At 47.6% G+C, this 25,660-nt stretch carries 26 protein-coding genes; 23 read left to right on the plus strand and 3 right to left on the minus strand.

All coding sequences use genetic code 11. The features are described from left to right. Positions 1–241 precede the first annotated feature (241 nt). The 23 genes from gyrA (at position 242) to JHL22_RS13050 (ending at position 22,373) form a co-directional block, all read left to right on the plus strand. Positions 242–2,917 (plus strand): DNA gyrase subunit A, encoded by a 2,676-nt coding sequence (gene gyrA, locus JHL22_RS12940; RefSeq protein ID WP_200238409.1) that lies wholly within the window; start codon positions 242–244, stop codon positions 2,915–2,917. A 12-nt stretch (positions 2,918–2,929) separates the two neighbouring features. After that, a complete protein-coding gene (gene serC, locus JHL22_RS12945; protein WP_200238246.1) occupies positions 2,930–4,063 on the plus strand; it encodes a 3-phosphoserine/phosphohydroxythreonine transaminase in 1,134 nt (377 codons plus the stop codon). Further along, a complete protein-coding gene (pheA, locus tag JHL22_RS12950; RefSeq protein WP_200238249.1) occupies positions 4,056–5,144 on the plus strand; it encodes a prephenate dehydratase in 1,089 nt (362 codons plus the stop codon). The genes serC and pheA overlap by 8 nt, the downstream gene beginning before the upstream one ends. 9 nt (positions 5,145–5,153) lie before the next feature. Beyond that, on the plus strand, positions 5,154–6,056 hold the full coding sequence (locus JHL22_RS12955) for a prephenate dehydrogenase (protein WP_200238252.1): 903 nt from the start codon (positions 5,154–5,156) through the stop codon (positions 6,054–6,056). After that, positions 6,056–7,372: a 3-phosphoshikimate 1-carboxyvinyltransferase gene (gene aroA, locus JHL22_RS12960; protein ID WP_200238255.1), complete on the plus strand. Its 1,317-nt coding sequence runs from the start codon at positions 6,056–6,058 to the stop codon at positions 7,370–7,372. The genes JHL22_RS12955 and aroA overlap by 1 nt, the downstream gene beginning before the upstream one ends. A 6-nt stretch (positions 7,373–7,378) precedes the next feature. Further along, positions 7,379–8,050, plus strand: coding sequence for a (d)CMP kinase (cmk, locus tag JHL22_RS12965; protein WP_200238258.1), 672 nt, complete (start codon positions 7,379–7,381; stop codon positions 8,048–8,050). Positions 8,051–8,232: 182 nt separating this feature from the next. Next, positions 8,233–9,945, plus strand: a complete 1,713-nt coding sequence (rpsA, locus tag JHL22_RS12970; protein WP_200238261.1) for a 30S ribosomal protein S1 — start codon at positions 8,233–8,235, stop codon at positions 9,943–9,945. Between the two features lie 3 nt (positions 9,946–9,948). Next, a complete protein-coding gene (locus JHL22_RS12975; RefSeq protein ID WP_200238264.1) occupies positions 9,949–10,311 on the plus strand; it encodes an integration host factor subunit beta in 363 nt (120 codons plus the stop codon). 146 nt (positions 10,312–10,457) lie between these two features. Next, entirely contained in the window at positions 10,458–10,799 is a 342-nt protein-coding gene (locus tag JHL22_RS15985; protein WP_200238267.1) for a LapA family protein, read from the plus strand. A 15-nt stretch (positions 10,800–10,814) separates the two neighbouring features. Further along, positions 10,815–12,041, plus strand: coding sequence for a lipopolysaccharide assembly protein LapB (gene lapB / locus JHL22_RS12985; RefSeq protein ID WP_200238270.1), 1,227 nt, complete (start codon positions 10,815–10,817; stop codon positions 12,039–12,041). After that, a complete protein-coding gene (gene rfaE1 / locus JHL22_RS12990; protein WP_200238412.1) occupies positions 12,041–12,970 on the plus strand; it encodes a D-glycero-beta-D-manno-heptose-7-phosphate kinase in 930 nt (309 codons plus the stop codon). The genes lapB and rfaE1 overlap by 1 nt, the downstream gene beginning before the upstream one ends. Further along, complete coding sequence (rfaD, locus tag JHL22_RS12995) at positions 12,967–13,959, plus strand: ADP-glyceromanno-heptose 6-epimerase (protein ID WP_200238272.1); 993 nt, start codon at positions 12,967–12,969, stop codon at positions 13,957–13,959. Before rfaE1 ends, rfaD begins: the two co-directional genes overlap by 4 nt. Positions 13,960–14,118: 159 nt before the next feature. Continuing rightward, a complete protein-coding gene (locus JHL22_RS13000; RefSeq protein WP_200238274.1) occupies positions 14,119–14,532 on the plus strand; it encodes a ComEA family DNA-binding protein in 414 nt (137 codons plus the stop codon). Positions 14,533–14,579: 47 nt separating this feature from the next. Further along, positions 14,580–15,488 (plus strand): cysteine synthase CysM, encoded by a 909-nt coding sequence (gene cysM / locus JHL22_RS13005; RefSeq protein ID WP_200238277.1) that lies wholly within the window; start codon positions 14,580–14,582, stop codon positions 15,486–15,488. A gap of 173 nt (positions 15,489–15,661) precedes the next feature. Further along, entirely contained in the window at positions 15,662–16,654 is a 993-nt protein-coding gene (locus tag JHL22_RS13010) for a P-type ATPase actuator domain-containing protein (RefSeq protein ID WP_200238279.1), read from the plus strand. Positions 16,655–16,659: 5 nt separating this feature from the next. Next, the gene (gene ccoS, locus JHL22_RS13015; RefSeq protein WP_189383571.1) at positions 16,660–16,812 is read left to right on the plus strand and encodes a cbb3-type cytochrome oxidase assembly protein CcoS; all 153 of its coding nucleotides are present in this window, start codon (positions 16,660–16,662) and stop codon (positions 16,810–16,812) included. Positions 16,813–17,022: 210 nt separating this feature from the next. Next, positions 17,023–18,504, plus strand: coding sequence for a cytochrome-c oxidase, cbb3-type subunit I (gene ccoN / locus JHL22_RS13020; RefSeq protein WP_200238282.1), 1,482 nt, complete (start codon positions 17,023–17,025; stop codon positions 18,502–18,504). A 14-nt stretch (positions 18,505–18,518) separates the two neighbouring features. Further along, the gene (ccoO, locus tag JHL22_RS13025) at positions 18,519–19,202 is read left to right on the plus strand and encodes a cytochrome-c oxidase, cbb3-type subunit II (protein ID WP_200238285.1); all 684 of its coding nucleotides are present in this window, start codon (positions 18,519–18,521) and stop codon (positions 19,200–19,202) included. Positions 19,203–19,207: 5 nt separating this feature from the next. Beyond that, positions 19,208–19,384 carry a cbb3-type cytochrome oxidase subunit 3 gene (locus tag JHL22_RS13030; protein WP_200238288.1) on the plus strand — a complete coding sequence of 59 codons (177 nt, stop codon included), beginning with the start codon at positions 19,208–19,210 and terminating at the stop codon, positions 19,382–19,384. Then, positions 19,381–20,295: a cytochrome-c oxidase, cbb3-type subunit III gene (gene ccoP / locus JHL22_RS13035; protein WP_200238291.1), complete on the plus strand. Its 915-nt coding sequence runs from the start codon at positions 19,381–19,383 to the stop codon at positions 20,293–20,295. Before JHL22_RS13030 ends, ccoP begins: the two co-directional genes overlap by 4 nt. A 26-nt stretch (positions 20,296–20,321) precedes the next feature. Then, a complete protein-coding gene (ccoG, locus tag JHL22_RS13040; protein WP_200238294.1) occupies positions 20,322–21,839 on the plus strand; it encodes a cytochrome c oxidase accessory protein CcoG in 1,518 nt (505 codons plus the stop codon). Positions 21,840–21,859: 20 nt separating this feature from the next. Then, a complete protein-coding gene (locus JHL22_RS13045) occupies positions 21,860–22,111 on the plus strand; it encodes a FixH family protein (RefSeq protein ID WP_200238297.1) in 252 nt (83 codons plus the stop codon). Positions 22,112–22,124: 13 nt separating this feature from the next. Then, positions 22,125–22,373, plus strand: coding sequence for a hypothetical protein (locus tag JHL22_RS13050; RefSeq protein ID WP_200238300.1), 249 nt, complete (start codon positions 22,125–22,127; stop codon positions 22,371–22,373). Between the two features lie 54 nt (positions 22,374–22,427). On the opposite strand, the gene JHL22_RS13055 is transcribed toward JHL22_RS13050, so the two are convergent. The 3 genes from JHL22_RS13055 to JHL22_RS13065 all read right to left on the minus strand — a co-directional run bounded on the left by JHL22_RS13055 (position 22,428) and on the right by JHL22_RS13065 (position 25,614). Further along, positions 22,428–23,168 carry a helix-turn-helix domain-containing protein gene (locus tag JHL22_RS13055; RefSeq protein ID WP_200238304.1) on the minus strand — a complete coding sequence of 247 codons (741 nt, stop codon included), beginning with the start codon at positions 23,166–23,168 and terminating at the stop codon, positions 22,428–22,430. A gap of 195 nt (positions 23,169–23,363) precedes the next feature. After that, entirely contained in the window at positions 23,364–24,572 is a 1,209-nt protein-coding gene (locus JHL22_RS13060; RefSeq protein ID WP_200238306.1) for an IS256 family transposase, read from the minus strand. A gap of 139 nt (positions 24,573–24,711) precedes the next feature. Then, on the minus strand, positions 24,712–25,614 hold the full coding sequence (locus JHL22_RS13065; protein ID WP_200238309.1) for a LysR family transcriptional regulator: 903 nt from the start codon (positions 25,612–25,614) through the stop codon (positions 24,712–24,714). Positions 25,615–25,660: the final 46 nt, after the last annotated feature.

The following is a 25,660-nucleotide window of genomic DNA, read 5'->3' on the forward strand; positions in this document are numbered from 1 at the left end:
GAAGGAGGAAAGTGTTGAAATCTTTAAGTATTTAAAGGTGAATTCAAAACGTAAAACTTAAAGGAAATGATTTGGAATCAAGCTGAGATCTTTCGGAATAAAATCTTTTTATGTCCATGGATTGATGTTTGCCGATGCGCTATAAATGTTAGAATCAATGTTTCGCCCAAATTGGCTTTTTCATTATAGGCAAAGATATTTTCAATGTGTTTGCCTAACCAGATAAAAATTTGTGAGTAATATGGATTCCTTTGCCAAGGAGACGCTTCCAATTTCATTGGAAGAAGAAATGCGTCGTAGTTATCTCGACTACGCTATGAGTGTGATTGTCGGTCGTGCCTTGCCGGATGTCAGGGACGGCCTCAAACCGGTTCACCGTCGTGTGCTTTTTGCCATGCATGAGCTCAATAACGACTGGAATAAGGCTTACAAGAAATCCGCACGTATTGTCGGTGATGTCATCGGTAAATATCATCCTCATGGCGATCAGGCGGTTTACGATACCATCGTGCGCATGGCCCAGGATTTTTCCCTGCGCTATATGCTGGTTGATGGGCAGGGTAACTTCGGTTCCGTAGACGGCGATAGTGCGGCTGCCATGCGTTATACGGAAATCCGTCTTGCCAAGATTGCTCACGAATTGCTGGCTGATATCGACCAGGAAACGGTTGATTTTGGCCCCAACTATGATGGCAGCGAGCAGGAGCCTTTGCTGTTGCCCTCCAAATTGCCCAATCTGCTGGTTAATGGCAGCTCGGGTATTGCCGTTGGCATGGCTACCAATATGCCTCCCCATAATCTGGCTGAAGTGATAGAGGGCTGTCTGTTTTGCCTTCGTAACCCGGGTTGCACCATTGATGAATTAATGGAATTTATCCCGGCTCCCGACTTCCCCACAGGGGGTATTATTTATGGCATGTCAGGTGTCCGTGAAGGTTATCGTACTGGGCGTGGGCGGGTTGTTATGCGTGCCAAAACGCATTTCGAAGACATGGAGAAGGGCAATCGCCAGGCTATTATTGTTGATGAACTTCCCTATCAGGTCAATAAAAAGACCTTGCAGGAACGGATTGCCGACCTGGTCAATGAGAAAAAAATTGAAGGTATTTCAGATATTCGTGATGAGTCCGATAAAGACGGAATGCGTCTGGTTATCGAGCTCAAACGCAACGAGGTGCCTGAGGTTGTCCTGAATAACCTGTACAAGCATACCCAGTTACAGGATACGTTTGGCATGAACCTGGTTGCCCTGGTAGAGGGCCAGCCACGTTTGCTGAATCTTAAACAGCTGGTTGATTATTTCCTGCAGCATCGCCGTGAAGTGGTTACCCGTCGCACGGTATACCAGTTGCGCAAAGCCCGTGAACGGGGTCATGTGCTTGAAGGCCTGGCAGTGGCGTTGGCAAATATCGATGAATTTATCGCGATTATCAAGGCAGCGCCTACGCCTCCGGTGGCCCGTCAGGAATTAATGGCTCGCACCTGGGATTCCTCCCTGGTACGGGAAATGCTGGTGCGTGCCGATGACGATGGTGTATTGGGCGGAAGCGTAGCCTATCGCCCCGAAGGCCTGGCGGCTGTATTTGGTTTGCAGGCAGATGGTTTGTACCGCTTAAGCGATGTGCAGGCTCAGGAAATCTTGAATATGCGCCTGCAGCGCCTTACCGGCCTTGAGCAGGATAAGGTGGTTAATGAATACAAAGAGATCATGGATACCATTTCCGATCTGCTGGATATTCTTTCCAAGCCCGAGCGTATTACCGCTATCATTGCCGACGAATTAATGCTCATCAAGACCGAGTTCTCGACCAATGCTAAAGATGCTCGCCGTTCAGTAATAGAGGCCAACGCGACAGAGCTTGATACCGAAGATCTGATTACGCCCACAGATATGGTGGTTACCCTGTCTAATAGCGGTTACATCAAAAGCCAGCCCTTGTCTGAATATCGCGCCCAAAAACGGGGTGGCAGGGGCAAGCAGGCAACGGCCATGAAAGAAGATGACTGGATCGACCAGCTGTTTATTGCCAATACGCACGATTACCTGTTGTGTTTCTCCGACCATGGTCGCGTTTATTGGCTTAAAGTCTGGGAAGTGCCTCAAGGTACCCGTGGCTCACGCGGGCGTCCTATCGTGAATATGTTCCCCTTGGTTGATGGTGAGAAAATTACGGTTATTCTGCCGGTTAAGGCATTTGTTGAAGATCGTTATGTATTCATGGCAACCTTGCGTGGCACGGTCAAAAAAACGCCTTTGTCCGATTTCTCCAATCCTCGTAAATCCGGCATTATTGCTGTGGCACTTGACGAAGGAGATCACTTGATCGGTGCCGATCTTACCGATGGCGAGCACGATATCATGCTGTTCTCCGATGCGGGCAAGGCAGTTCGTTTCGATGAGAACGATGTGCGCCCAATGGGACGCACTGCGCGCGGTGTCCGTGGCATGAACCTTGAAGACGGGCAAAGTGTGATATCCCTGCTGGTCGCCGGTGATGAAAACCAAAGCGTTCTAACCGCCACTGAAAACGGTTTTGGAAAGCGCACTTCCATTACGGAATACACCCGTCATGGTCGCGGTACCAAGGGTATGATTGCCATCCAGACCAGTGCCCGCAATGGCAAGGTAGTGGGAGCTGTCCTGGTTGAGCCCAATGATGAAATAATGCTGATCACAACAGGGGGCGTGCTGGTGCGTACCCGGGTATCCGAGATTCGGGAAATGGGTCGGGCAACTCAAGGTGTTACCCTGATTAGCGTTGATGACGGAAGCATGTTGTCCGGTGTACGCCGGGTTGTCGAAAGCGATGTCGATAACGATGATGAAATTGAGCCGGATGACGCATCTGAAACACCCACTAACGGGCAGGACGATGTTCCAGGCCAGGAAGATTCCCAACCTTCAACAAATGAATAAGTGAATGCGGTTATGAATAAGCAATATTGGAATTTTTCAGCAGGACCTTCCAAACTTCCTCGTGAAGTTTTGCAACAGGCCGCCGAGGAAATGCTTGATTGGCACGGCAGCGGCCAGTCAGTCATGGAAATGAGCCACCGTGGGCCCGAGTTCACGCAAATTTGTGACGAGGCCGAGGCTGATTTGCGTGTCTTGATGGATATCCCTGAAGATTACGCGGTCATGTTCATGCAGGGTGGGGCAACGGCCGAAAATGCCATTCTGCCCATGAACCTGATCGCCAGAAACGCTTCGCATTCTGCCGATTATGTATTAACCGGTATCTGGTCGACCAAATCCTACAAAGAGGCTACCCGTTACGGCACGGTGCGCATTGCCGCTCAAAGTCATCAGGCCAGGGAAATCAATGGTCAGGCCTATGAGCCCTGGACATGGGTGCCGGCTTTCGAGGAATGGAAAGTCAACCCCGACTCTTCCTATTTGCATTTTTGCAGCAATGAAACCATCGGCGGGGTCGAAATTGGCGGCCTGCCCAATATGCAGGCCTTAGGGGCCGATGCGGTTCCATTGGTGGTTGATGCGTCTTCCCATTTTCTATCCCGTTCCTTAAATATCAGGCAAACCGGCATGGTTTATGCTGGGGCTCAAAAAAATGCCGGTCCGGCCGGCGTGACGGTTGTTATTCTGCATCGTGATTTGTTGGGCCATGCTTTGCCTTATTGCCCAAGTGCCTTTGATTATGTCAACGTGGCTCGTGAGCGCTCACGATTCAATACGCCACCTACTTATTCCATTTACGTGGCCGGACTTGTTTTTAAATGGTTGCTCGCAAAAGGTGGTTTGGCGGCTATCGAATCTGAAAACATCAACAAAGCGAAGGCTTTATATAGCCAGCTTGATAACAGTGATTTTTATCATAATGCGATTCAGCCCGAATACCGTTCGCGCATGAATGTGCCATTTACTTTACATGATGACAGTTTGAATGCGGCTTTTCTTGATGGCGCAAAAAAACAGCAATTATTAAATTTGAAAGGCCATAAATCTGTCGGCGGCATGCGAGCTTCCATTTATAATGCCATGCCTATGGAAGGGGTAATGGCTCTTATCGATTATCTTAAAGAATTTGAACGCCAACATGGATAAACTGTTGCAGGAAAAACTAAAGCCGCTGCGTGAGCGAATAGATGCGATTGATCATGAAATACTGACCTTGTTAAATCAACGCGCCCAGGCAGCCATGGATGTGGGTAAAATCAAGCATGATTTTCAGGCGGATGGCCCGGTACTCAAGCCCGAGCGTGAGGCGCAAATTATTCGTCGTTTGCAGGACCTTAATGAGCAGGATGTTTTTCCGCGCGAGTCCGTGCATGCGGTATGGGCAGAAATTATTTCAGCTTGCCGCGGACTTGAGCGTGGCCTGACGGTTGCCTATCTTGGTCCTGAAGGCTCCTTCTCCGAACAGGCTGCCTTTGAATATTACGGTCATGCAATACAGAAATTACCTTGTTCTTCTTTTGATGAGGTTTTTCGTTCTGTCGAAGCCGGTCAGGCGGATGTGGGCATGGTGCCTGTCGAAAACTCGACGGAAGGGGCGGTTAACCGAACTCAGGATTTGCTTTTATCCACTACCCTGAAAGTACACGGAGAGCGTATTATCGCGATCCGGCATTGCTTGATGACGCAGGGCGGCAACATGGACAATGTAGACGTCATTATGGGGCATCCGCAGGCATTGGCACAGTGCCATAGCTGGTTGCAGCAACATTATCCTAATCTGAAAAGAGTGCCGGCGGCCAGTAACTCAGAGGCAGCCAAGCATGCAGCCCATGATGATACCGTTGCGGCCATTGCTGGTGAGGCTGCTGCGCTTATCTGGAACCTGCCGATTGTGGCGGCTGGTATTCAGGATGATCCCAATAATAAAACCCGTTTTCTGGCCATTGGCCACCTGGATTCCCTGCAAAGTGGCAAAGACCAGACCAGTCTTATTTTTGCCGTCCCCAACCGGATTGGCGCGGTCTATGATCTGCTTAGTCCCTTTGTCCAGAATAATGTATCAATGACCCGTTTCGAGTCACGTCCGGCCCGTACAGGCCAGTGGGAATATTATTTTTATGTCGATATTCTCGGTCATCGCAACGATGAAAATGTGGCCAAGGCATTGGCAGAACTTGAAAAAAAATCCGCTTTCTTCAAAATTCTCGGCTCTTATCCCCTGCAATAAAGGTAATGTATGTCCGTGAATGACACATTGGCCCCTTCGGCTAATTCGTTCTTTTTACCTGTGGTTAGCGTGGTTGGAGTAGGCCTTATTGGCGGGTCTTTTGCCAAGGCGCTTAAAAATGGCGGGCATGCAGGGTGCGTGCTGGGAGTGGGGCGAGACCATGCCAGCCTCGAAAGGGCATTGCAGCTGGGCTTGATAGATCGCATTGCCACACTTGAAGAGGCCGGCAAAGCGTCTGATTTTATCTTGATTTCCACGCCAGCTTCAGTGCTGGGTCGGATATGTGAAATCATTGGCCCGTTACTCAAACCTGGCGCGATTGTTACTGATGCCTGCAGTACCAAGGTTCAAGTAATTGAAGACGCCCGGCAGTCCCTGAAAGAGCGCACGAACCAATTCATACCTGGGCATCCTATTGCCGGCTCTGATGAATCCGGTCCGGCGGCGGCGGATCCGTTGTTGTACTGGAATCGCAATGTCATTTTGACCCCATTACCCGAGAACTCAGGTGATGACATCAAGCGGGTCAGGCAATGCTGGCAGGCTTGTGGTGCAATTGTGCGTGAAATCAGTGCCATTGAGCACGATCGAATATTTGCTACGGTCAGTCATTTTCCGCATTATCTGTCTGCACTTTATATGTCCATGGTATGTCGGTCCGATTCTTCGGGGCTGGCTTTGGCCTTGGCGGGTACGGGGTTCCGTGACTTTACAAGAATTGCAGGTGGTTCACCTGAAATGTGGCGGGATATCTTTATCAGTAATAAAGAAGCCATGCTGAATGAAATTGACGTGTTTCTGCCGATGCTTGAAAAAACCCGGCAGATGATAGAAGACAGTGATGTGGACGGTTTGCACGCATGGCTGGAGCAGGCCTCCTTGGCCCGGAAAAAATGGGGAGAAAATAAGTAATGCGGACACCATTTATTGATTTGAACGCAGCAGTAACAGCCAGTGGTGTGGTTAATTTGCCTGGTTCGAAAAGTATATCCAATCGGGTGCTTTTGTTAGCTGCGCTGGCAGCTGGATCTACGCGTATCGAGGGCTTGCTAGACTCCGATGATACAAAGGTAATGCTACAAGCCCTTGAAACACTGGGTATTTCGGTAGAACGTCACGATCAGGAAACGGTTACTATTAGCGGTCAGGCTGACTTTCCCAATAAAGAGGCGGAAATATTTTTGGGTAATGCCGGTACTGCTTTTCGTCCGTTAACGGCGGCCTTGGCAGTACTAGGAGGAAATTACCGTCTTTCAGGTGTGCCACGCATGCATGAACGCCCTATCGGGGATCTTGTTGATGCCTTGCGTTCCATGGGCGGGCGTATAGATTGTGAACAAAATGAAGGTTATCCGCCGCTTAAAATTGCCCCTGCAACATTAACTGTTAATGGGCCTGTGAAGGTGCAAGGGTCGGTTTCCAGTCAGTTTTTAACGGCATTGTTGCTGGTGGCTCCCCTGATAGCGCAAAAAACCGCTCAGGATGTCGTTCTGGACGTTGAAGGAGAGCTTATTTCAAAGCCTTACATCCAGATTACCCTGAATATGATGGCCCGTTTTGGTGTGCAAGTGCAGCAGCAGGGCTGGTCCCGCTTTACCATTGTTCGCGATGCTGTTTACAAAAGCCCAGGCCAGGTTGACATTGAAGGCGATGCTTCTTCTGCTTCATACTTTATGGCATTGGGGCTTGTTGGCAAGGGGCCGGTACGCATCAATGGTGTGGGTAAAAACAGCATTCAGGGAGATATCCGGTTTGCCCAAACCATTCAGGCTATGGGTGGAAAAATCAAGTTTGGCGATAACTGGCTGGAAATAAGCGGGCCCGATTTAACCAAGGGCGAAAAACTGAAGGCCTTTGATGAGGACTTTAATCTGGTTCCCGATGCGGCCATGACTGCTGCGGTCCTGGCATTGTATGCCGATGGGCCCTGCATGCTGCGCAATATAGGCAGTTGGCGGGTTAAGGAAACCGACCGGATTGAAGCCATGCACAAGGAGTTGGTAAAAGTGGGAGCCACGGTGACATCGGGTCCCGATTGGTTAAGGGTTGTGCCGCCCCAGGCATCAGACTGGAAAACGGCTGATATTGAAACTTATGATGATCATCGCATGGCCATGTGCTTTTCCCTGGCGGTGTTTGGCCCGGTAGGTTTGCGTATACTTGATCCTGACTGTGTCGCCAAGACTTTCCCGTCTTACTTTGACATTTACAAGACGCTTGTGAGGTAAGGCATCATGATTAACGCAAGTTTGCCACCTGTTATTGCGATTGATGGCCCCAGTGCTTCTGGCAAGGGGACGTTGGCCGGTATCGTGGCCCAAACGCTTGGCTGGCATCAGCTTGATTCCGGTATGCTGTATCGCTTAAGTGCTCTGGCCGTCATGAGAAAAGGTATTCTTCCTACCCATGAGGCAGAAATTGCCGAGGTGGCCCGTAATCTTGATGTCCGTTTTGTGGGGCAGCAGGTGTTGCTGGATAACGACGATGTCAGTGATGCGTTGCGTCAGGAAGAGGTGGGGGCACTGGCGTCCCAAATAGCCACTTATCCATTGCTACGGCAGGCCCTGTTCGAGCGGCAGCGGGCATTCAGGAAAGCGCCTGGCCTGGTGGCCGATGGTCGGGATATGGGTACCGTTATTTTTCCTGATGCAAAATTGAAGGTTTTTCTGATTGCAGATGTCGATGAAAGGGCACAAAGACGTTATAAGCAGTTGATCGAAAAAGGAATTTCTGCTAATCTATCAGCCTTGTTGGAAGATCTGAAAGCGCGGGACGAGCGGGATATGCATCGAAGTCATGCTCCATTGGTTCCGGCACAAGATGCAAAAATCATCGATTCCTCAACGCTGTCAATAGAGGAATCCGTTGCAAAAGTATTGGCTTACTGGGCTGAAGTAAACGCGTAAAGCGCTTATTGTCAGGGCGGTAGGTAATAATGGCAAAGCCTGTTGTGGTTTTGCTGTGAGAGCTTTCATGTATGGGGTACAAACTTCTACCCACATGAAAGATATCATTCACTCCACCAGGAAAATTGTATTTCCTGGTGTGTATTTTTTTATAGGCCCTAAGGGCCGTTGGATATAGTTTAATGACATCCGTAACTTTACAAGACGCTATTGGTGGCGAAAGCTTTGCAGACCTGTTTGCTGCAAGTGTTAAAAACCAGGATATGAAATCAGGTGAAGTGATTTCAGCAGAAGTTGTGCGCATCGACCACAATTTTGTGGTGGTTAATGCCGGATTAAAATCTGAATCTTTAATCCCCCTTGAAGAATTCCTGAATGATCAGGGCGAACTTGAAGTTAACGAAGGTGATTTCGTTTCTGTCGCCATTGATTCACTCGAAAACGGCTACGGAGACACCATCCTGTCCCGTGACCGTGCAAAACGTCTGTCTGCATGGTTGTCCCTGGAGCAAGCGCTTGAGTCCGGTGAAATGGTTACCGGTACGATTACCGGTAAAGTCAAAGGCGGTTTGACTGTCATGACTAACGGCATTCGCGCATTCCTGCCCGGCTCACTGGTAGACCTGCGTCCGGTCAAAGATACCACGCCTTATGAAGGCAAAACCATGGAGTTCAAGGTTATCAAGCTTGATCGCAAGCGTAATAACGTTGTTCTGTCACGTCGCTCAGTACTCGAAGTGAACATGGGTGAAGAGCGTCAAAAACTGCTCGAAACCCTGCAGGAAGGTGCTGTGGTTACCGGTATTGTTAAAAACATTACCGATTACGGCGCTTTCGTTGACCTTGGCGGTATTGACGGTCTGTTGCACATCACTGATATGGCATGGCGTCGTGTGCGTCACCCATCCGAAGTTCTGTCTGTTGGTCAGGAAGTCGAAGCCAAGGTACTTAAGTTCGACCAGGAAAAAAGCCGTGTATCACTGGGCGTTAAGCAGCTGGGCGAAGATCCTTGGGTGGGTCTGGCTCGTCGTTACCCACAAAGCACACGCCTGTTCGGTAAAGTGACCAACCTTACCGACTACGGTGCTTTTGTTGAAGTGGAAACCGGCATCGAAGGTCTGGTTCACGTTTCAGAAATGGACTGGACAAACAAAAACGTTGATCCACGCAAAGTAGTTAGCCTGGGTGAAGAAGTTGAAGTCATGGTTCTTGAAATCGACGAAGATCGTCGTCGTATTTCACTGGGCATGAAACAGTGTCGCGCCAATCCGTGGGAAGATTTTGCCATTAACTTCAAACGTGGTGACAAAGTTCATGGTGCCATCAAGTCAATTACAGACTTTGGTGTGTTCATTGGTCTGCCTGGCGGTATCGACGGCCTGGTTCACCTGTCCGACTTGTCATGGGCAGACTCTGGTGAAGAAGCGGTTCGCAACTTCAAGAAAGGCGACGAGATTGATGCGGTTGTTCTGGCTATCGACACCGACAAAGAGCGTATCTCTCTGGGTATCAAGCAGCTGGAAGGCGATCCATTCAATAACTTCGTGTCTTCCAACGATAAAGGCGTAGTTGTTCCTGGCGTTATCAAATCTGTTGAGCCTAAAGGTGCCGTTGTTACATTGTCTCTGGACGTTGAAGGCTATCTGCGTGCATCAGAAATTTCTGCCGGTCGTGTAGAAGATGCAACAGCTGTCCTGAAAGAAGGTGACAACGTTGAAGCCATGATCCTGAACATTGATCGTAAAGCCCGTTCAATCCAGCTGTCCATCAAAGCACGTGACAATGCTGAAACAGCAGATGCACTGCAACGCATGACAGATACAAGTGCTTCTTCAGGCACAACAAGTCTGGGTGCCTTGCTGAAGGCTAAACTTGATCAAGCTAAAGACGAATAAACAGTGACTAAATCAGAGTTGATCGAAGCACTGGCAGCAAGCTATCCACAGCTTGCTGCACGTGACTCGGAATATGCTGTTAAAACCATGTTAGATGCGCTTACCAATGCCTTGGCAAAGGGACAGCGTATCGAAATCCGTGGTTTTGGCAGTTTTTCCCTGTCATTACGTGCTCCACGGGTAGGTCGTAATCCCAAGTCGGGCGAACAGGTGATGGTGCCAGGTAAAAGGGTGCCACATTTTAAGGCTGGTAAGGAATTACGCGAGCGTGTAGATTCTGTATTCAAAGCTGGCAATGAGCTTAAATCAGAATCTTTGGCTCATGAAAATCTTGAATCGGGCAGAGTTAAGGTAGCCAGTTGTTAGGCTGACTTGATAATTGCTCAATAAAAAACTCCGAACTTAAAACGTCGGAGTTTTTTTGTTTATAAATGAAGAAAAGCAGATGTGCAGTATTTTAAAAGGCAATTTCGCATTACAATGTGTTGTTTTCAGGATTAGAGGAGAGGGTTGTGCATTATTTTATTTGGGCATTGCGCCTGATTATATTTTTACTGGTCTTGTTATTCGCCCTGAAAAATACTCAGCCGGTATCGGTCAGGTTCTTTTCGGATGTGGCAGTTAATAACATACCCTTGATTGTGGTGTTGCTGGTTACTTTTTTTCTTGGCGCCGTGTTTGCGTATTTGCTGGCAATTTTGGCGCGTATTAAAAAAACACGCCAGGTTGGCCAGCTTAAAAGTGAAATTGCCCGTCTTAAAAAAGATGTTAATGCCACTAAAGGCAATAAGTCTGAGGCAACGGGCAACTTGTCGGCCAAAACATCAGACTCAACCGCAATCACGAAGATCTAAAGGAGCAGCAGTTTGGTGGATTATGAAGCTTGGTGGCTGATACTTATACCCATTTTATTTGGTTTGGGCTGGATTGCCGCACGAGTCGATGTGCGGCAAATGATGTCTGAAACACGACAATTGCCCGACTCTTATTTCAAGGGGCTGAATTTTCTGTTAAATGAAGATCATGACAACGCGATAGATGCTTTTATTGAAGTGGCAAAGCTTGATACTGAAACCATCGAACTTCATTTTGCCCTGGGAAGTCTGTTTCGTCGTCGTGGTGAAATAGAGCGTGCCATCAGGGTTCACCAAAGTCTGCTTTCGCGGGCTGATTTGCCCAAACAGGACCGTGATCATGCCCAGCATGAGCTTGCCCAGGATTTCTTCAAGGCGGGTATGTTTGACCGTGCCGAAGAGGCCTATAAGGCGGTGCTTGATAGCACGTACGCCGTGCCAGCAAACCGTTCGCTTATCCGCATCTACGAGGCCGAGCACGATTGGCCCAAGGCCATTGAGGCCGTCAGGCATCTTCACCAAATGCTTGATGAGCCTATTCCTCAGCTTATTCATTACCATTGTGAACTGGCGCAGCAATCCATGCAGTCCAAACAGCCTGATATTAACTATATCAATGAAGAACTGAAAAAGGCTGAACAGGCATTGCTAAAACAGCAAGGAGAGCTCCGGACCAATGCTGCTGCCGTGCGGATTGCCATGCTTAAAGCAAAATTAATGAACATACAGGGTGACGGGGAAGCTGAAAGAAAATATCTTGAACAGGTAATTGCCAATGCCCCCGAATATGTTGGATTGGTTGCCGGTAATTTGCTTGAAAATTACAAGGTAAACCAGCAGGCGGAACAAGGACTGGATTTATTAAAACAACATTACCTGGCTCATCCTTCCCTGGATTTGTTTAAAATAGTATTTAGCGAGTTGCGAGAACAGCAAGGGGCTGCACCCGCATGGCATTTTGCCTCTGAATCCTTACGGTTACATCCTTCCCTGCTGGGCCTTGATAAGCTTCTTGAGGTTGAGTTGAAAGCGGCCGCTGACGGAGAGAAAACCAATGCCTCTGGCAGGGTTTTGCCCGATGTGGAGCTATCGCTGTTGCACAAAATGATCCGCAAGCATACACAAAGGCTTGATCGATACAGTTGCAGTTCCTGTGGTTTTGAGGCCAGGGCGTTTTATTGGCAATGCCCTGGATGCAATATGTGGGAAACCTATCAGCCCAAAAAACTGGAAGAAATGTGATGGATTCATTTCCACTGGAAATTATCAAACAGAAAAAAATTCTGGTGATTGGTGACACCATGCTTGATCGTTACTGGTTTGGTGAGGTTGACCGAATCTCACCCGAAGCACCTGTCCCTGTTGTTCGGGTGGCCCGCCGTGAAGATCGCCTGGGGGGGGCGGCAAACGTGGCCAGAAATATTGTTGCCATGGGCGCAAAGGCCTCATTGCTGGGCATTGTGGGGCCTGATGAGGCCGGAGGGCAAATTCAGTATCTGGCCGACGAGGCTGGTATTGATCCTTACCTTATCCAGGACCAAAGCCTGCATACCACCCTGAAAATGCGGGTGCTGGGGCGACAGCAGCAATTGCTCAGGATAGATTTCGAATATCCCCCCCAGGCTTCAGCCTTGCAAATGCTTGAAGAAAAAGCCAAATCGCTAATTGCGCAGCATGACGTACTGGTACTTTCCGATTATGCCAAAGGGACGTTAACCCATGTTGAAGCCATGATTGCCTATGCGGTGGAGTGTAATATTCCCGTGTTGGTTGATCCTAAAGGCGACAATTACGCGCGCTATCGTCATGCCAGCCTGGTTACGCCTAATCGCTCGGAAATGCAGCAGGCGGTGGGGCACTGGGAATCCGAAGAGAAATTGAATGAGCTGGCACAGACACTGCGCAAGGAATATGCGCTGGAAGCGTTGTTGATCACCCGCTCAGAGCAGGGGATGACTTTGTTTAACAAGCAGGGTCGTTTTCATGAAGATGCGTTGGCGCAAGAGGTTTTTGATGTTTCCGGTGCAGGAGATACTGTATTGGCAACATTGGCCGTAGCCAGGGCAGCAGGCCTGGATTGGCCACAGGCAATATATTGGGCCAACAAGGCAGGCAGTATTGTGGTGGGAAAATTGGGTACATCCATTGTAAGTGCGGAGGAATTGTTATGATCGTAGTAACCGGAGCAGCCGGATTTATTGGCAGTAATATTGTACGTGGCCTGAATCGCAAGGGTATAAATCGTGTTGTGGCCGTTGATGATCTGACTGATGGCGATAAATTCATTAATTTACGCGATTGCCAAATTGCCGATTACATCCATAAGGATGATTTTCGCAGGCATATCAGTACGGGCAATGTCGGTAACATAAAGGCCATTATTCACCAGGGAGCCTGTTCGGATACCACCGAACGGGATGGCCATTTCATGATGGATAATAACTATCGCGTAACACTGGAGTTATGCAATTTTGCCCAGGCCCGTGCCATTCCGTTTATTTATGCGTCATCGGCTGCGGTGTATGGTGCCGGGCCGGTGTATGCCGAGAATATTAAAAATGAAGCGCCGCTTAATGTGTATGGATACTCCAAATTCCTGTTTGACCAGGTCTTGCGCAGCCGCATGGGCAGTCTTACGTCGCAGGTAGTGGGCTTAAGGTATTTTAATGTATATGGCCCTCACGAGCAGCACAAGGGAAGAATGGCATCGGTGGCTTTTCATAATATGACCCAGTTTCTTAAAGAAGGGCATGTGCGTTTGTTTGGTGGTTGGGATGGTTATGGTGATGGCCAGCAAAGCCGCGATTTCATCTCTGTGGAAGATGTGGTGGCCGTTAATCTGTATTTTCTTGATCACCCTGAAAAATCCGGTATCTTTAACTGTGGTTCAGGCCGTGCCCAACCTTTTAATGATGTTGCCAAAGCAGTGGTCAATACATTAAGGGAAGAGCGTGGGGAAGCCGCTTTATCGTTAGAAGAATTGGTGCAGGCTGGTCTGATTCGCTACACGCCATTCCCTGAAGACTTGAAAGGCAGATATCAAAGCTTTACCCAGGCCGATCTTACTGCCCTGCGTCAGGCTGGTTATACTGCTGACATGCTTGATGTTGAAACTGGTGTGAGTCGCTATGTGAAAGCCTTGCGCGAAAACGTAAAATAACATTTTTCAATTTGAATTTCCGAATTTCTGAATTTCCGAATCTCTTAAATTCTTATTTCAAACCATCTGTATAAATACGGATGGTTTTTTTATTCATTTTTTCACTCATTAAACCTGAAAAGTAGGATGATGACTGTCTGGTTCAGTGACGGGGTGTTCATGAAACGAATAAAAACATTCAAATCCTGCTGGTTAAAATGCTTATTTTTACTGTTGGTTTTTCTTTCAAATGAGGTCTGCGCGATCGACCTTAATTCAGCCAGTCGTGAACAGTTGGTATCAATCAAGGGGATCGGGCTGAAAACGGCAGAAAATATTATCAGGGAACGGCAAAGGGGTGGCCCTTTCCTGTCAAGGCAAGATTTGGCTTCAAGGGTGAAAGGGATAGGGGCTAAAAGGGCAAATAAGCTGTTTGAGGCGGGCTTGCAAATAAAAAGCGAGACATTGTCCGATAAGGCGCTCACAGATAAGGACACTCGGGCGCAGGCGGTTGACCGAAAAGAAAGAAAACGTTCGCTGTCTGCAGCAAAGCCAACATTGATTAAACCCCGACAGGGAAATACTGATTACTAATAAAATAGTCGTGGGATTGAAGAAAAATGGTATATGATTTCATTACTATGACTAATACCTATCCTACTATTGAAGACACTATCGGCAATACGCCGCTGGTACGGTTACAACGACTTCCCGGTGCCTTTGGCGATCCCAGGGGGAATGTCATTTTGGCCAAGCTTGAAGGAAATAATCCAGCAGGCTCGGTCAAGGATCGTCCGGCATTGTCCATGATCAAGCACGCAGAGGCTCGGGGACAAATCAAGCCCGGCGATACGCTTATCGAAGCAACCAGCGGTAATACTGGTATTGCATTGGCGATGGCGGCGGCAATCCGTGGTTATAAAATGATACTTATCATGCCAGATAACCTTTCCCTTGAGCGACGTGCGTCCATGAAAGCATATGGTGCAGAACTTATTTTGACTAAAGCAGAGCAGGGGGGGATGGAATATGCCCGTGATCTGGCCTTAAGCATGCAGTCTGAAGGTAAGGGGGTGGTGCTTGATCAATTTGCCAACCCCGATAACCCATTGGCACATATCGAAGGGACAGGCCCAGAAATCTGGCAGCAAACCAACGGCAGGGTCACGCATTTTGTCAGCGCCATGGGAACAACCGGTACCATTATGGGTACGGGCTCCTACCTGAAATCAAAAAATCCGGCAATTGAAGTGGTGGGTGCTCAGCCTGCCCCAGGGGCATCCATACCGGGTATCCGGAAATGGTCAGAAGAATATCAACCCAAAATCTACAACCCAAAAGGGGTAGACTGTTTTGAGTTGATTGCTCAGGAAGAAGCCGAAAACATGGCCCGTCGTGTGGCGGCCGAAGAGGGTATTTTTGGCGGTATCTCATCAGCGGGTGCGCTGGTTGCCGCCTTACGTGTTGCGCAACGTACGCAGAATGCTACAATCGTTTATATCGTCTGCGACAGAGGAGATCGTTACTTGTCGCAAGGCGTATTTAATTAAATAAATAAAACTTAAAGTGCAATGTAAATAGCTGGTTATTAAAAACAAAACCAATCATCTTGACATATAAAGCCAGACGTTTGTTGTGTGTTTTTGTTTTATGCTCATAAATATGCAGCCGTCTTGATAATTATCAAGACGGGCAGGGCAATAAATTAGTACTATCCTATGCTATGAAAGCCGCTTCCATTTTTTCAACGCCTAAAGACCTGCCTGATCATGAGCGGCAAAAACGCCGGCATATGCTTGCAAGTCTGGGTATTGCATGGCTCGTCATGATGCAGGTAATGATGTTCGCATTTCCAGGTTATCTGCGTGGTGAATACATTGGCACAGAAAGTCTGGCCATGCTTGATACGGCTATCATCATCATGAATTGGCTCAGTTTTGCGTTAACCATGCCAGTTCTTCTTTATTGTGCATGGCCAATCTGGCTGGGCGTTTTCAAAAAATCCTCTTCAAACTCAGTGCGCGTCAACATGGATTGGCCTGTTGCGCTAGGTATTCTTACCGCGTTTATTCCCAGTGTCATCGCTACCATCAATCAGCAAGGCGAAGTTTATTTCGAATCCGTTGCCATGTTTGTGGCGTTTTTGCTAACTGCACGCTATCTGGAATTTTGCGCCGAACAATCGGCCCGTTATTCTAAAATCGGCACACCCGCCATCCTGGAACAGGAACGTGCCATTATGACTGCAAAAGCCGATAAAATCGCTTTTGCATTTGTCGTTATTCAAATACTGCTGGCTATTGCCAGCGGCATTGTCTGGTACCTGTTTATAGACAGGTCTCATGCCTTGCCCGTACTGGTTGCGCTATTCGTCATGAGTTGCCCCTGTGCCTTGTCCATGGCGGTTCCTACGGCTTCCTCTGCCGCCCGTGCAATCTTTCTCAATAATTACAGTTTTACCCCGGAACAACAAGAATTCGTATTAAGCCTTACCCGAAAAACCGCCAATCAAAACCTTTACGGTTCCCTGGCGTGGCATATTCTCATGGCCCCACTGGCCATGTTCGGGTTGGTGGCACCATGGGTTGCGGCCATTACCATGTTGGTATCTTCTTTGGCTGTGGCCTGGAACTCATGGCGTTTATATAAAAAATTCCATAATCAGGGCTTTATTATTGGCCCTGATTGGACGGCAGGGAAAGCCGTTCAGGGATAAATGAAATGGAATCTTTGTTTTTATTGCTTCCCGTTTCATTTTTGTTTGTGATCGGTATCGGTATTGCACTGTATTGGGCGGTGTTCTCCGGTCAGTTTGATGATACAGAAGAGAATGGGAAATCCATTCTTGAAGATAATGACTCAAATCATACTTGACAATTCCTCTGCTAAATAGCTTACTTTGTTGTATTGCAACACGGGAGTTTGTTTTAACAAGAGTTCATGTAGAATGCGGGTCAACATAGGTATAAATTGCTCTGGATTCTTGTCTTGTTGATTCAAGTCAAACCAAATTTGTAAAAATGTTTCATGATTCTTATCGGTATCACAAAAAAATAAAGTGGTAATTTTTAGAGAGGATGGTCTATGCGTACTCAAAACGCAACTGTTAGTGAAGCCGAAACCTTCAATTACAAGGTAGTTCGGCAGTTCGCCATTATGACGGTGATCTGGGGGATTGTGGGGATGTTTGTCGGCGTTTTTATTGCCGCACAACTTATCTGGCCCAATCTGAATCTGGTTGATTGGTTAAGTTACGGACGTCTTCGTCCCTTACATACCAACGCGGTAATTTTTGCCTTTGGTGGCAGTGGTCTGTTCGCAACGTCATATTATGTCGTGCAGCGTACCTGTCAGGCCCGTTTGTTTTCTGATAAACTGGCTGCATTCACCTTCTGGGGCTGGCAGCTGGTTATTGTTGGGGCTGTTATTTCTCTGCCTGCAGGCTTTACGTCCAGTAAAGAATATGCCGAACTCGAGTGGCCTATTGATATCCTGATCACACTGATCTGGGTTTCTTACGCCATTGTTTTCTTCGGCACCATTGTCAAGCGCAAGGTCAAGCATATCTATGTGGCAAACTGGTTCTTTGGGTCATATATCCTGACCATTGCCGTTTTACACATTTTTAACAATATTGAAATTCCCTGGGGCTGGTTCAAGTCTTACTCTGCATATGCGGGCGTACAAGACGCAATGGTTCAATGGTGGTATGGCCACAACGCGGTTGGCTTCTTCCTGACAACCAGTTTCCTTGGCATGATGTACTACTTTATTCCTAAACAGGCTAACCGTCCTGTTTATTCTTATCGTTTGTCGATTGTTCACTTCTGGTCATTGGCCTTTACCTACATGTGGGCAGGTCCTCACCATTTGCTGTACACCTCACTTCCAGACTGGACTCAAAGTCTGGGCATGGCATTCTCCCTGATTCTGCTTGCGCCATCATGGGGTGGTATGATCAACGGTATTATGACGTTGTCAGGTGCCTGGCATAAACTTAGAACAGATCCAATCCTGAAGTTCATGGTTGTGGCACTGTCTTTCTATGGTATGTCTACCTTCGAAGGCTCAATGATGTCCATCCGTCCAGTCAACGCCTTGTCTCATTATACAGAATGGACCATTGCTCACGTTCACTCTGGTGCGCTGGGCTGGGTTGCCATGATTACTTTTGGAAGTCTGTATTACATGATTCCCCGTTTGTGGGGGCGCGATAACATGGCCAGTAAATCCCTGGTAGAAGCTCACTTCTGGATCGCTACCATTGGCGTGGTCCTGTATATTGCTTCAATGTGGATTGCCGGCGTAATGGAAGGTCTGATGTGGCGTTCTGTTGAGCCTGATGGCACGATGACTTATGCATTTGTGCAGGCGCTTCAATCCAAGTATCTGCTTTACATCATTCGTTTCACCGGTGGCGCTTGCTTCCTGGCTGGTGTGATTATCATGTTATACAACGTTATTATTACTATTAAAGGGCAAAAACCTGTTAATCCTGTAGTGCCGGTTGGTTCTTCCGAAGACTCTTACCAGGCATCAGCAGTTGGTGCTCCTGCAGCAGTGTAAATAGGGGAACTCTAATGACTAATAAATCAAAAAGTTTTTTCTCACACGAAACTATCGAGAAGAATGTCGGGATACTGATTATTCTCAGTATCCTGGTTATCTCATTTGCCGGACTGGTGCAAATTGTTCCTTTATTCTTCCAGCATTCAACCACTCAACCAGCCGAGGGGGTCACTCCTTATACGCCCTTGCAATTGGCTGGTCGTGATGTGTACATCAAGGAAGGTTGTGTAGGCTGTCACTCACAGCAGGTACGTATGCTGCAATCCGAAGTGTTGCGTTACGGCCATTACTCTCTGGCGGGTGAGTCCGTTTACGATCACCCATTCCTGTGGGGTTCCAAACGTACCGGCCCTGATCTTGCCCGTGTTGGTGGCCGTTATTCTGACGACTGGCACAGGCTTCACTTGCGTGATCCGCGTGCCCTGGTTAAAGAGTCCAATATGCCAGGATATAGCTGGTTGCAACATAAGGATATTTCCAACGTAGATCTGAAACCTCGTATGAATGCACTGCGTATGCTGGGTGTTCCATATACCGAAGAACAGATTGCCAATGCCAATAAAGAGCTTGCCGGTAAAACAGAGGAAGATGCTGTTGTTGCTTACCTGCAAAGTCTGGGTGTCGGCTTTATCAATGCGTTACGTGCCAAAGAAACTGCCCAACCTGCGACACAGGCAGTCCATACCGGAGGGTAACTGATATGGCTATATTGAATGGTGTATTCACCGTCATATCAATGTTGATGTTTTTTGGAATCATCTGGTGGGCATGGTCAAAGCACCGTGTCAAAGACAATGACGAGGCGGCAAGGTTGCCATTCGCATTGCCAGATGAAGGGTCGGATAAAGGAAATCAGAATAAGGGGTATGGATCATGAGTGATTTCGTGAGCATTGGATGGAGTTATTGGGTTGCCATCATTGCGCTGGTTGGTGTCGTATTTTGTCTTTGGTTGTTGTTTACACAACGTGCCTGGCTGGGTGGCGCCCCTAGAGGTGAAGAAAGTACCGGCCACATATGGGATGGAATTGGTGAGTTGAATACACCAATTCCACGCTGGTGGGTCATCATGTACATTGGCTTGTGTGTTGTTGCGCTGGGTATTATGTTCCTGTACCCCGCGCTTGGTAGCAGCCCAGGCCTGCTTGGCTATACAGCAGCCAAGCAAGTAGAGGAAGAGCGGGCCGAGTACCTCAAGAGCATTGCTCCTATCTATGAAAAGTTTGCTGCAGTGCCTATTGATGAATTGGTCAAGAACTCTGAGGCCCACGTCATTGGTGAGCGCTTGTTCCTGAATAACTGCGCACAGTGTCATGGTTCAGATGCTAAAGGCCAACCTGATTATCCCAACCTGACCGATAACGACTGGTTGTATGGTGGTGAGCCCGAGGTAATCCTGCAAACCATCACAGAAGGTCGTCACGGTATTATGGCGCCTTTGGGTGCCGCGATTCCCCAGGCAAAAGCCGAAGAAGTGGCCAATTATGTGCGTTCCCTTTCTGGGTTGTCACATGATGCAACGCTGGTACCGGCAGGCCAAGTAACATTCAACCAGTTTTGTGTAGCCTGTCACGGTGCTGATGCCAAAGGTAACAAGGCACTGGGTGCGCCAAATCTGACAGACAATATCTGGTTGGGTAGCAGTTCCAAAGACAATATTGTCAATACTATCTTGAATGGACGTGAGGGTATTATGCCAGCACAGAAAAATCTCCTTACTCCTGACCAGATCCGTATGTTGACATCGTATGTCTGGAGTCTCTCTAATAAAGCGGCGGCAGCGCAATAGGCAGTAAATCAAGGAAGGAAGAAAGAATGAGTAATGATCGAAGTGCCGAAGATAAAAATTCGGAACAAGCTCCAGCGTGGCAACCCGCGCAAATACAACGTCCAACTCAGGTATCGAGTTCGGCGGGGTTGACCGAGGAAGAAACCAGTAGGGTTATCGAAGAATTCAGGGCGAAGATTTATCCCCGATCGGTAACCGGTATCTTTGCCCGCTGGAGGATCATTCTCGTTCTTTTTACGCAGGTTATTTTTTATGGCTTGCCATGGCTGCAATGGAATGACCGTCAGGCTGTTCTGTTCGACCTTGGCGCCCGAAAATTTTATCTTTTTGGTATGGTATTGTGGCCGCAAGATGTATTTTATATGGCCGTCATACTTATTATTTCCGCTTACGGCCTGTTCCTGTTTACGGCACTGGCCGGACGCCTGTTTTGTGGATATGCCTGTCCGCAAACGGTCTATACCGAAATTTTCATGTGGATAGAACGCAAGGTAGAAGGTGATCGGGTAGCCCGTATTCGCCTCGACGAAGCGCCTTGGTCGTTCCGTAAATTTCGTATCAAGGCAACCAAACATATTTTATGGATCGCTATCGCCTGGTGGACAGGTTCCACCTTTATTGGTTACTTTGCGCCTATCCGTGAATTGGGCTCCGACCTTATCAATTTGGAACTGGGTCCATGGCAATGGTTCTGGATAATTTTTTATTCAGTGGCAACCTGGGGTAATGCGGGTTTTCTGCGCGAAGCAGTCTGCAAGTACATGTGTCCTTATGCCCGCTTCCAAAGCGTAATGGTAGACGCCGATACCTTTGTGGTTACCTATGACAAAATCCGTGGTGAACCTCGTGGCGGACGTTCACGCAAAGTAGATCACCATGAACTTGGTCTCGGAGACTGTATCGACTGTACGGTCTGTGTACAGGTCTGTCCAACCGGTATTGATATCCGTAACGGCCTGCAGTATATGTGTATTGGCTGTGGCGCCTGTATTGATGCCTGTGACCAGATTATGGATAAAATGAATTATCCCAAAGGCCTTATTCGTTATACGTCTGAAAACGGCATGCTTGAGGGCCTTGATAACAAACAGGCTAGAAAGCGTCTGTTCAAGCCTCGTGTTTATGTTTACCTCACATTATTGGCGTTTTTTGTCATCGCCTTTGTGGTGTCTGTAGCGATGCGTACGCCATTGCGTATGGATATCATGCGTGATCGCGGGGCATTGGGCCGTGAAGTGCCGGGGGGCTTAATTGAAAACGTGTACCGTATACAAATTATCAATATGACCGAAGGGCCACTTGAGCTCGAAATTACTGCTAAAGGCAAAGATATTGAACATGCCCGGGTACGTGTTGGTGATGCCGATAAGGCAGTGGTCAATGTTGACGCATTTGCCAATGAATGGGTACCGCTGGTTATCCAGGTTCCACTTGAAGAAGTCAAGCCGGGGCTGTACGATCTTGAGCTAAAAGCCGAGACGCTGGAAAATGAGAATGTTAAGCTTAAAGCAGATGGTAAAACAAGCTTTTATGTTCCTAATTAATTTTTAAGCTGGAAATTTACATGTCTACTTACAATGATGATGATCTGGATGTCAACCCTTGGTATAAGGAGCCTTGGCCATGGATTTTAATGGCCGGGCCGGCACTGGCAATAATTGGTTGCATCATTACAATTGTGCTGGCATTATCAACAAATGTAGATCAGCAAATCAAGTTGGATGGCGTCAAACAAGGGCTTTTTGTTAGTAAAGATGGCAAAGATATTCCCGGGTTTGACGCAAGGAAAGACGTGGAAGAAAGAAAGCTCAAATAACAACGGGGGTGATATGCGTACCATAATGTGGATTTTATGGCCGTCATTTTTGGCGGCCGGGCTGTTAAGCGGTGTGGTGTTCGCGTTAGTAGAGCCTGCGGATATAAGTATTTTTGGATATATCCCGGTTAGTATTGAATGGGTCTATGCTGGCGGTTTTTTTCTGTTCTGGATGATGGCCGCATTTTCCAGTGTTTTAAGTTTGTTCATGGTTAATTCACGGGGAAACAACAAACTGTTTGGAAATGAAGAAGAACTCTAGTTTTTATTATTAATGTCTGGCAATAAAAAGTACGAAAGAAATTTCGTGCTTTTTTTATTTTTTCTTGCTGTTTTGTTCGTGTTTGATCAGGTCATTTAAGCCCGATTTGCTTAATAATTGAACCTGGCGCTGATGGATGCGAATTAATCCTTCTTTGGCAAAGCGTGAAAGCAGGCGACTGACGGTTTCAAGTGTAAGTCCCAGATAGTTGCCGATTTCTTCCCGGCTCATGCGCAGAATAAATTCGTTGGGTGAATAACCCAGATTTGTGAATCGTGTTGATAAATTCAACAGGAATGAAGCCACCCGCTGTTCTGAGCGCATGGCACCCAAAGATAGCACCAGATTGTGTGAGCGTGAAATTTCTTTACTGAGGATTTTCCAGAATTGATGCTGCAGGGCAGGGATTTCATGGGTTAGGGCATCAAGATCGCTAAGTTTTAGAACGCAAACTTCGGTATCTTCCAGTGCAATGGCATTAGATAAGTGTGCGCCTTCGCTAAATCCATCAAGACCCAGTAATTCTCCGGCAAGAAAAAAGCCGGTAATTTGTACGTGTCCACTTTCATTTTCGAGTTGTGTTTTCATGGAGCCCGAACGAATACTGTAAATGGCCGTCAGCGGATCGCCAACCTTGAAAAAAAGCGTGCCTTTAGGGATGCGTATGCGTTCTTTGATCAGTTCGGTCAGCCTGTGTGTTTCAGAGGGTGTTAAGCCGCCAGGGACACATAGATGTCCCAGCATACAGGTTGAACAGTGAATTGATTCTTTATTTAATAAAAGGTGTTTGAGCATCCAATCTTTTCCTTATTGCTATGCTCAAGTAGCAGAGATAGCAGCGTACATTGTAGCCGTTAAAACATATTAAAATTGTTATTGTTTGGCATATATCAATTATTTTCTTAAGTCATTTATTTACTGTTTAAATAAAAAGACTTGAATATTGTTTCTTTTTTCGAGGGTGTAAATAATTCTGTGTAACCGTCTGGATTATACATAATCGCTGATGCGATCTTCGAACTCAATAATAAACCGATTCAGTGCAAGCTTCCAGTTGCGAATTGGCATGGTCCATTTTTTGGACGCATCCATGATGGCAAGGTAAATAACTTTTCTGGCTGAATCGTCTGTCGGGAACAACTTGCGCTTGCTGATGGCCTTGCGAATGACACTGTTCAGGGATTCGATGGCATTGGTGGTGTAAATGGCTTTTCGAATGTCCTCCGGATAGCGAAACAGGGTATTCAGGTTCGGCCAGTGGGTACGCCAGCTACGGCTGATCTGTGGATATTTGTCATCCCATTGCTGAGCAAACAGCTCCAGTTCCCGCAAGGCTTCCTGCTCGGTGGCAGACTGGTAAATACGCTTGAGTCCAGCAGCAACTGCCTTGTAGTCCTTGTAGGGCACATACTTCATCGCGTTGCGTACCATATGAACAATGCACAGCTGGATTTGGGTCTGCGGATACGCGGCACTGATCGCATCCGGGAAGCCTTTGAGCCCATCAACGCAGGCAATGAGGATGTCTTTGACGCCACGGTTTTGCAACTCCGTGAGCACGCCTAACCAGAACTTGGCGCCCTCGTTCTCAGACAGCCACATGCCCAACAGTTCCTTATGGCCTTCTAAATTGACCCCCAGCGCTAGATAGAGGGCTTTGTTGATGACTTGCCTGTCCTGTCGGATCTTGACCACAATGCAGTCCAGATAGACGATCGGGTAAACCGATTCCAGCGGGCGCGATTGCCACTCATCAACCTTGTCGATCACTGCTTCGGTGACTTTGGAGATCAGGGTGGGTGAAATGTCGGCACCGTACATTTCCTTGAAGGTTGCCACGATTTCGCGGGTCGTCATGCCTTTGGCGTAAAGGCTCAGGATCTTGTCATCCATTGAGGTAAAACGTGTCTGGCCCTTTTTAACCAGCCTGGGCTCAAAGCTGCCGTCACGATCCCGAGGCGTGTTCAGCTCGAATTGTCCATCTTCTGTCTTGACCGTCTTGGCAGTGTAACCATTGCGGTTGTTGGTGTTGTCCGAAGACTGATGCCGCTCGTAGCCCAGATGCTCATCAAGTTCGGCATTCAGGGCAGCCTCTACCGTAATCTTGGTTAGCATCTGGCTGAATTCATTCAGGTCCTTTTCAGTCTTCAAGCCTTTGGCTGCCTCGCGAGCAAACGCTTCCAGTTTCTTTTTGTCCATGTGATCTATCCTTTACCCTGTATGGGTGTAATGATAGACGGTTTACACAGTTTAATTTACAGGCTCCTTTTTCTTCTAATTGATATGTATAGCTATGTTGAAAATATTGTAATCATAATGTTACAGCATTAATGTATCATTATTTCCAGTATTTTTTTTGTGTATACGTGTTTTTAAGCAATTCAATAAAACTCCTGGTTCTTTGGGGTAAATGTTTTCTGTCGGGTAACATCGCATATATTCCATTTGCAGGTGTATTGTATACATCCAGTATAGTGACTAATGTCCCCTTTTCAATCTCACTGCGTACTTCCCACATAGAACGCCACGACAAACCAAAACCGCTTAAAGTCCATTTAAGCAGTACTGAACCGTCTGAGCAAGATAATCGTGCTCTTGGCTTAAAAGCAATAATCTGGTTGTTTTCCTTGAAAAGCCAGCCCTTATGCTGGTTACCCTGGGTACCAAAGGACAGGCATTCATGATGCTGGAGTTCGTCAGGATGTTGTGGTGTGCCGTGTATTTTCAGGTATTCCGGAGAGGCCACAACAACCCGGTGGTTTTCAGCCAACCTGATGGCAATGAGTTGTGAGTTTTCCAGGTCACCAATGCGTATGGCGCAATCATATTGTTCTTCCACCAGGTCAACGACCCGGTCGGTCAGGTCAAGCGAGACCTGGATGTCCGGGTATTGTTCGCAAAATACGGGAATAAGTGGGGCAACATGCTTTCTCCCGAAACCGGCCGGCGCCGTAATGCGCAAAGGGCCACTGATTTTGACCTTTCCTTGGGTAATCAGGCTTTCGGTATCGGCCAGGTCTTTCAGGATTCTTTGTGCCTCTTCCAGAAAAATATGTCCTTCCGGAGTCAGCGACAGTTTTCGGGTTGATCGTATGATTAATTTTACGCCCAGGCGTTCCTCCAGGGCATCAATGCGCCTGCCCATCATGGCCGGGGCAACATTTGCCTGTCGGGCTGCGGCAGACAAGGTACCTAACGTTGCCACCGCTACAAAACTTTCAAGTTGAGTAAATCTGCCCATTAAAACCCTCTTGTAAAGTACTTAAGATTTAAACTGCCTATTGTCC

This window comes from Advenella mandrilli, from assembly GCF_016595155.1.
GTDB classification, from domain to species: domain Bacteria; phylum Pseudomonadota; class Gammaproteobacteria; order Burkholderiales; family Burkholderiaceae_B; genus Advenella; species Advenella mandrilli.

Bases quoted from the DNA above. Each gene is read 5' to 3' on its own strand.
- cmk (WP_200238258.1), top strand. From the start codon at position 7,379: ATGATTAACGCAAGTTTGCCACCTGTTATTGCGATTGATGGCCCCAGT.
- cysM (WP_200238277.1), top strand. From the start codon at position 14,580: ATGACTAATACCTATCCTACTATTGAAGACACTATCGGCAATACGCCG.
- JHL22_RS13060 (WP_200238306.1), bottom strand. From the start codon at position 24,572: ATGGACAAAAAGAAACTGGAAGCGTTTGCTCGCGAGGCAGCCAAAGGC.
- gyrA (WP_200238409.1), top strand. From the start codon at position 242: ATGGATTCCTTTGCCAAGGAGACGCTTCCAATTTCATTGGAAGAAGAA.
- ccoP (WP_200238291.1), top strand. From the start codon at position 19,381: ATGAGTGATTTCGTGAGCATTGGATGGAGTTATTGGGTTGCCATCATT.
- JHL22_RS13030 (WP_200238288.1), top strand. From the start codon at position 19,208: ATGGCTATATTGAATGGTGTATTCACCGTCATATCAATGTTGATGTTT.
- ccoG (WP_200238294.1), top strand. From the start codon at position 20,322: ATGAGTAATGATCGAAGTGCCGAAGATAAAAATTCGGAACAAGCTCCA.
- rpsA (WP_200238261.1), top strand. From the start codon at position 8,233: ATGACATCCGTAACTTTACAAGACGCTATTGGTGGCGAAAGCTTTGCA.
- rfaE1 (WP_200238412.1), top strand. From the start codon at position 12,041: ATGGATTCATTTCCACTGGAAATTATCAAACAGAAAAAAATTCTGGTG.
- pheA (WP_200238249.1), top strand. From the start codon at position 4,056: ATGGATAAACTGTTGCAGGAAAAACTAAAGCCGCTGCGTGAGCGAATA.
- JHL22_RS13000 (WP_200238274.1), top strand. From the start codon at position 14,119: ATGAAACGAATAAAAACATTCAAATCCTGCTGGTTAAAATGCTTATTT.
- JHL22_RS13055 (WP_200238304.1), bottom strand. From the start codon at position 23,168: ATGCTCAAACACCTTTTATTAAATAAAGAATCAATTCACTGTTCAACC.
- ccoS (WP_189383571.1), top strand. From the start codon at position 16,660: ATGGAATCTTTGTTTTTATTGCTTCCCGTTTCATTTTTGTTTGTGATC.
- rfaD (WP_200238272.1), top strand. From the start codon at position 12,967: ATGATCGTAGTAACCGGAGCAGCCGGATTTATTGGCAGTAATATTGTA.
- ccoN (WP_200238282.1), top strand. From the start codon at position 17,023: ATGCGTACTCAAAACGCAACTGTTAGTGAAGCCGAAACCTTCAATTAC.
- JHL22_RS13050 (WP_200238300.1), top strand. From the start codon at position 22,125: ATGCGTACCATAATGTGGATTTTATGGCCGTCATTTTTGGCGGCCGGG.
- ccoO (WP_200238285.1), top strand. From the start codon at position 18,519: ATGACTAATAAATCAAAAAGTTTTTTCTCACACGAAACTATCGAGAAG.
- JHL22_RS13065 (WP_200238309.1), bottom strand. From the start codon at position 25,614: ATGGGCAGATTTACTCAACTTGAAAGTTTTGTAGCGGTGGCAACGTTA.
- aroA (WP_200238255.1), top strand. From the start codon at position 6,056: ATGCGGACACCATTTATTGATTTGAACGCAGCAGTAACAGCCAGTGGT.
- serC (WP_200238246.1), top strand. From the start codon at position 2,930: ATGAATAAGCAATATTGGAATTTTTCAGCAGGACCTTCCAAACTTCCT.
- JHL22_RS13010 (WP_200238279.1), top strand. From the start codon at position 15,662: ATGAAAGCCGCTTCCATTTTTTCAACGCCTAAAGACCTGCCTGATCAT.
- JHL22_RS13045 (WP_200238297.1), top strand. From the start codon at position 21,860: ATGTCTACTTACAATGATGATGATCTGGATGTCAACCCTTGGTATAAG.
- JHL22_RS12955 (WP_200238252.1), top strand. From the start codon at position 5,154: ATGTCCGTGAATGACACATTGGCCCCTTCGGCTAATTCGTTCTTTTTA.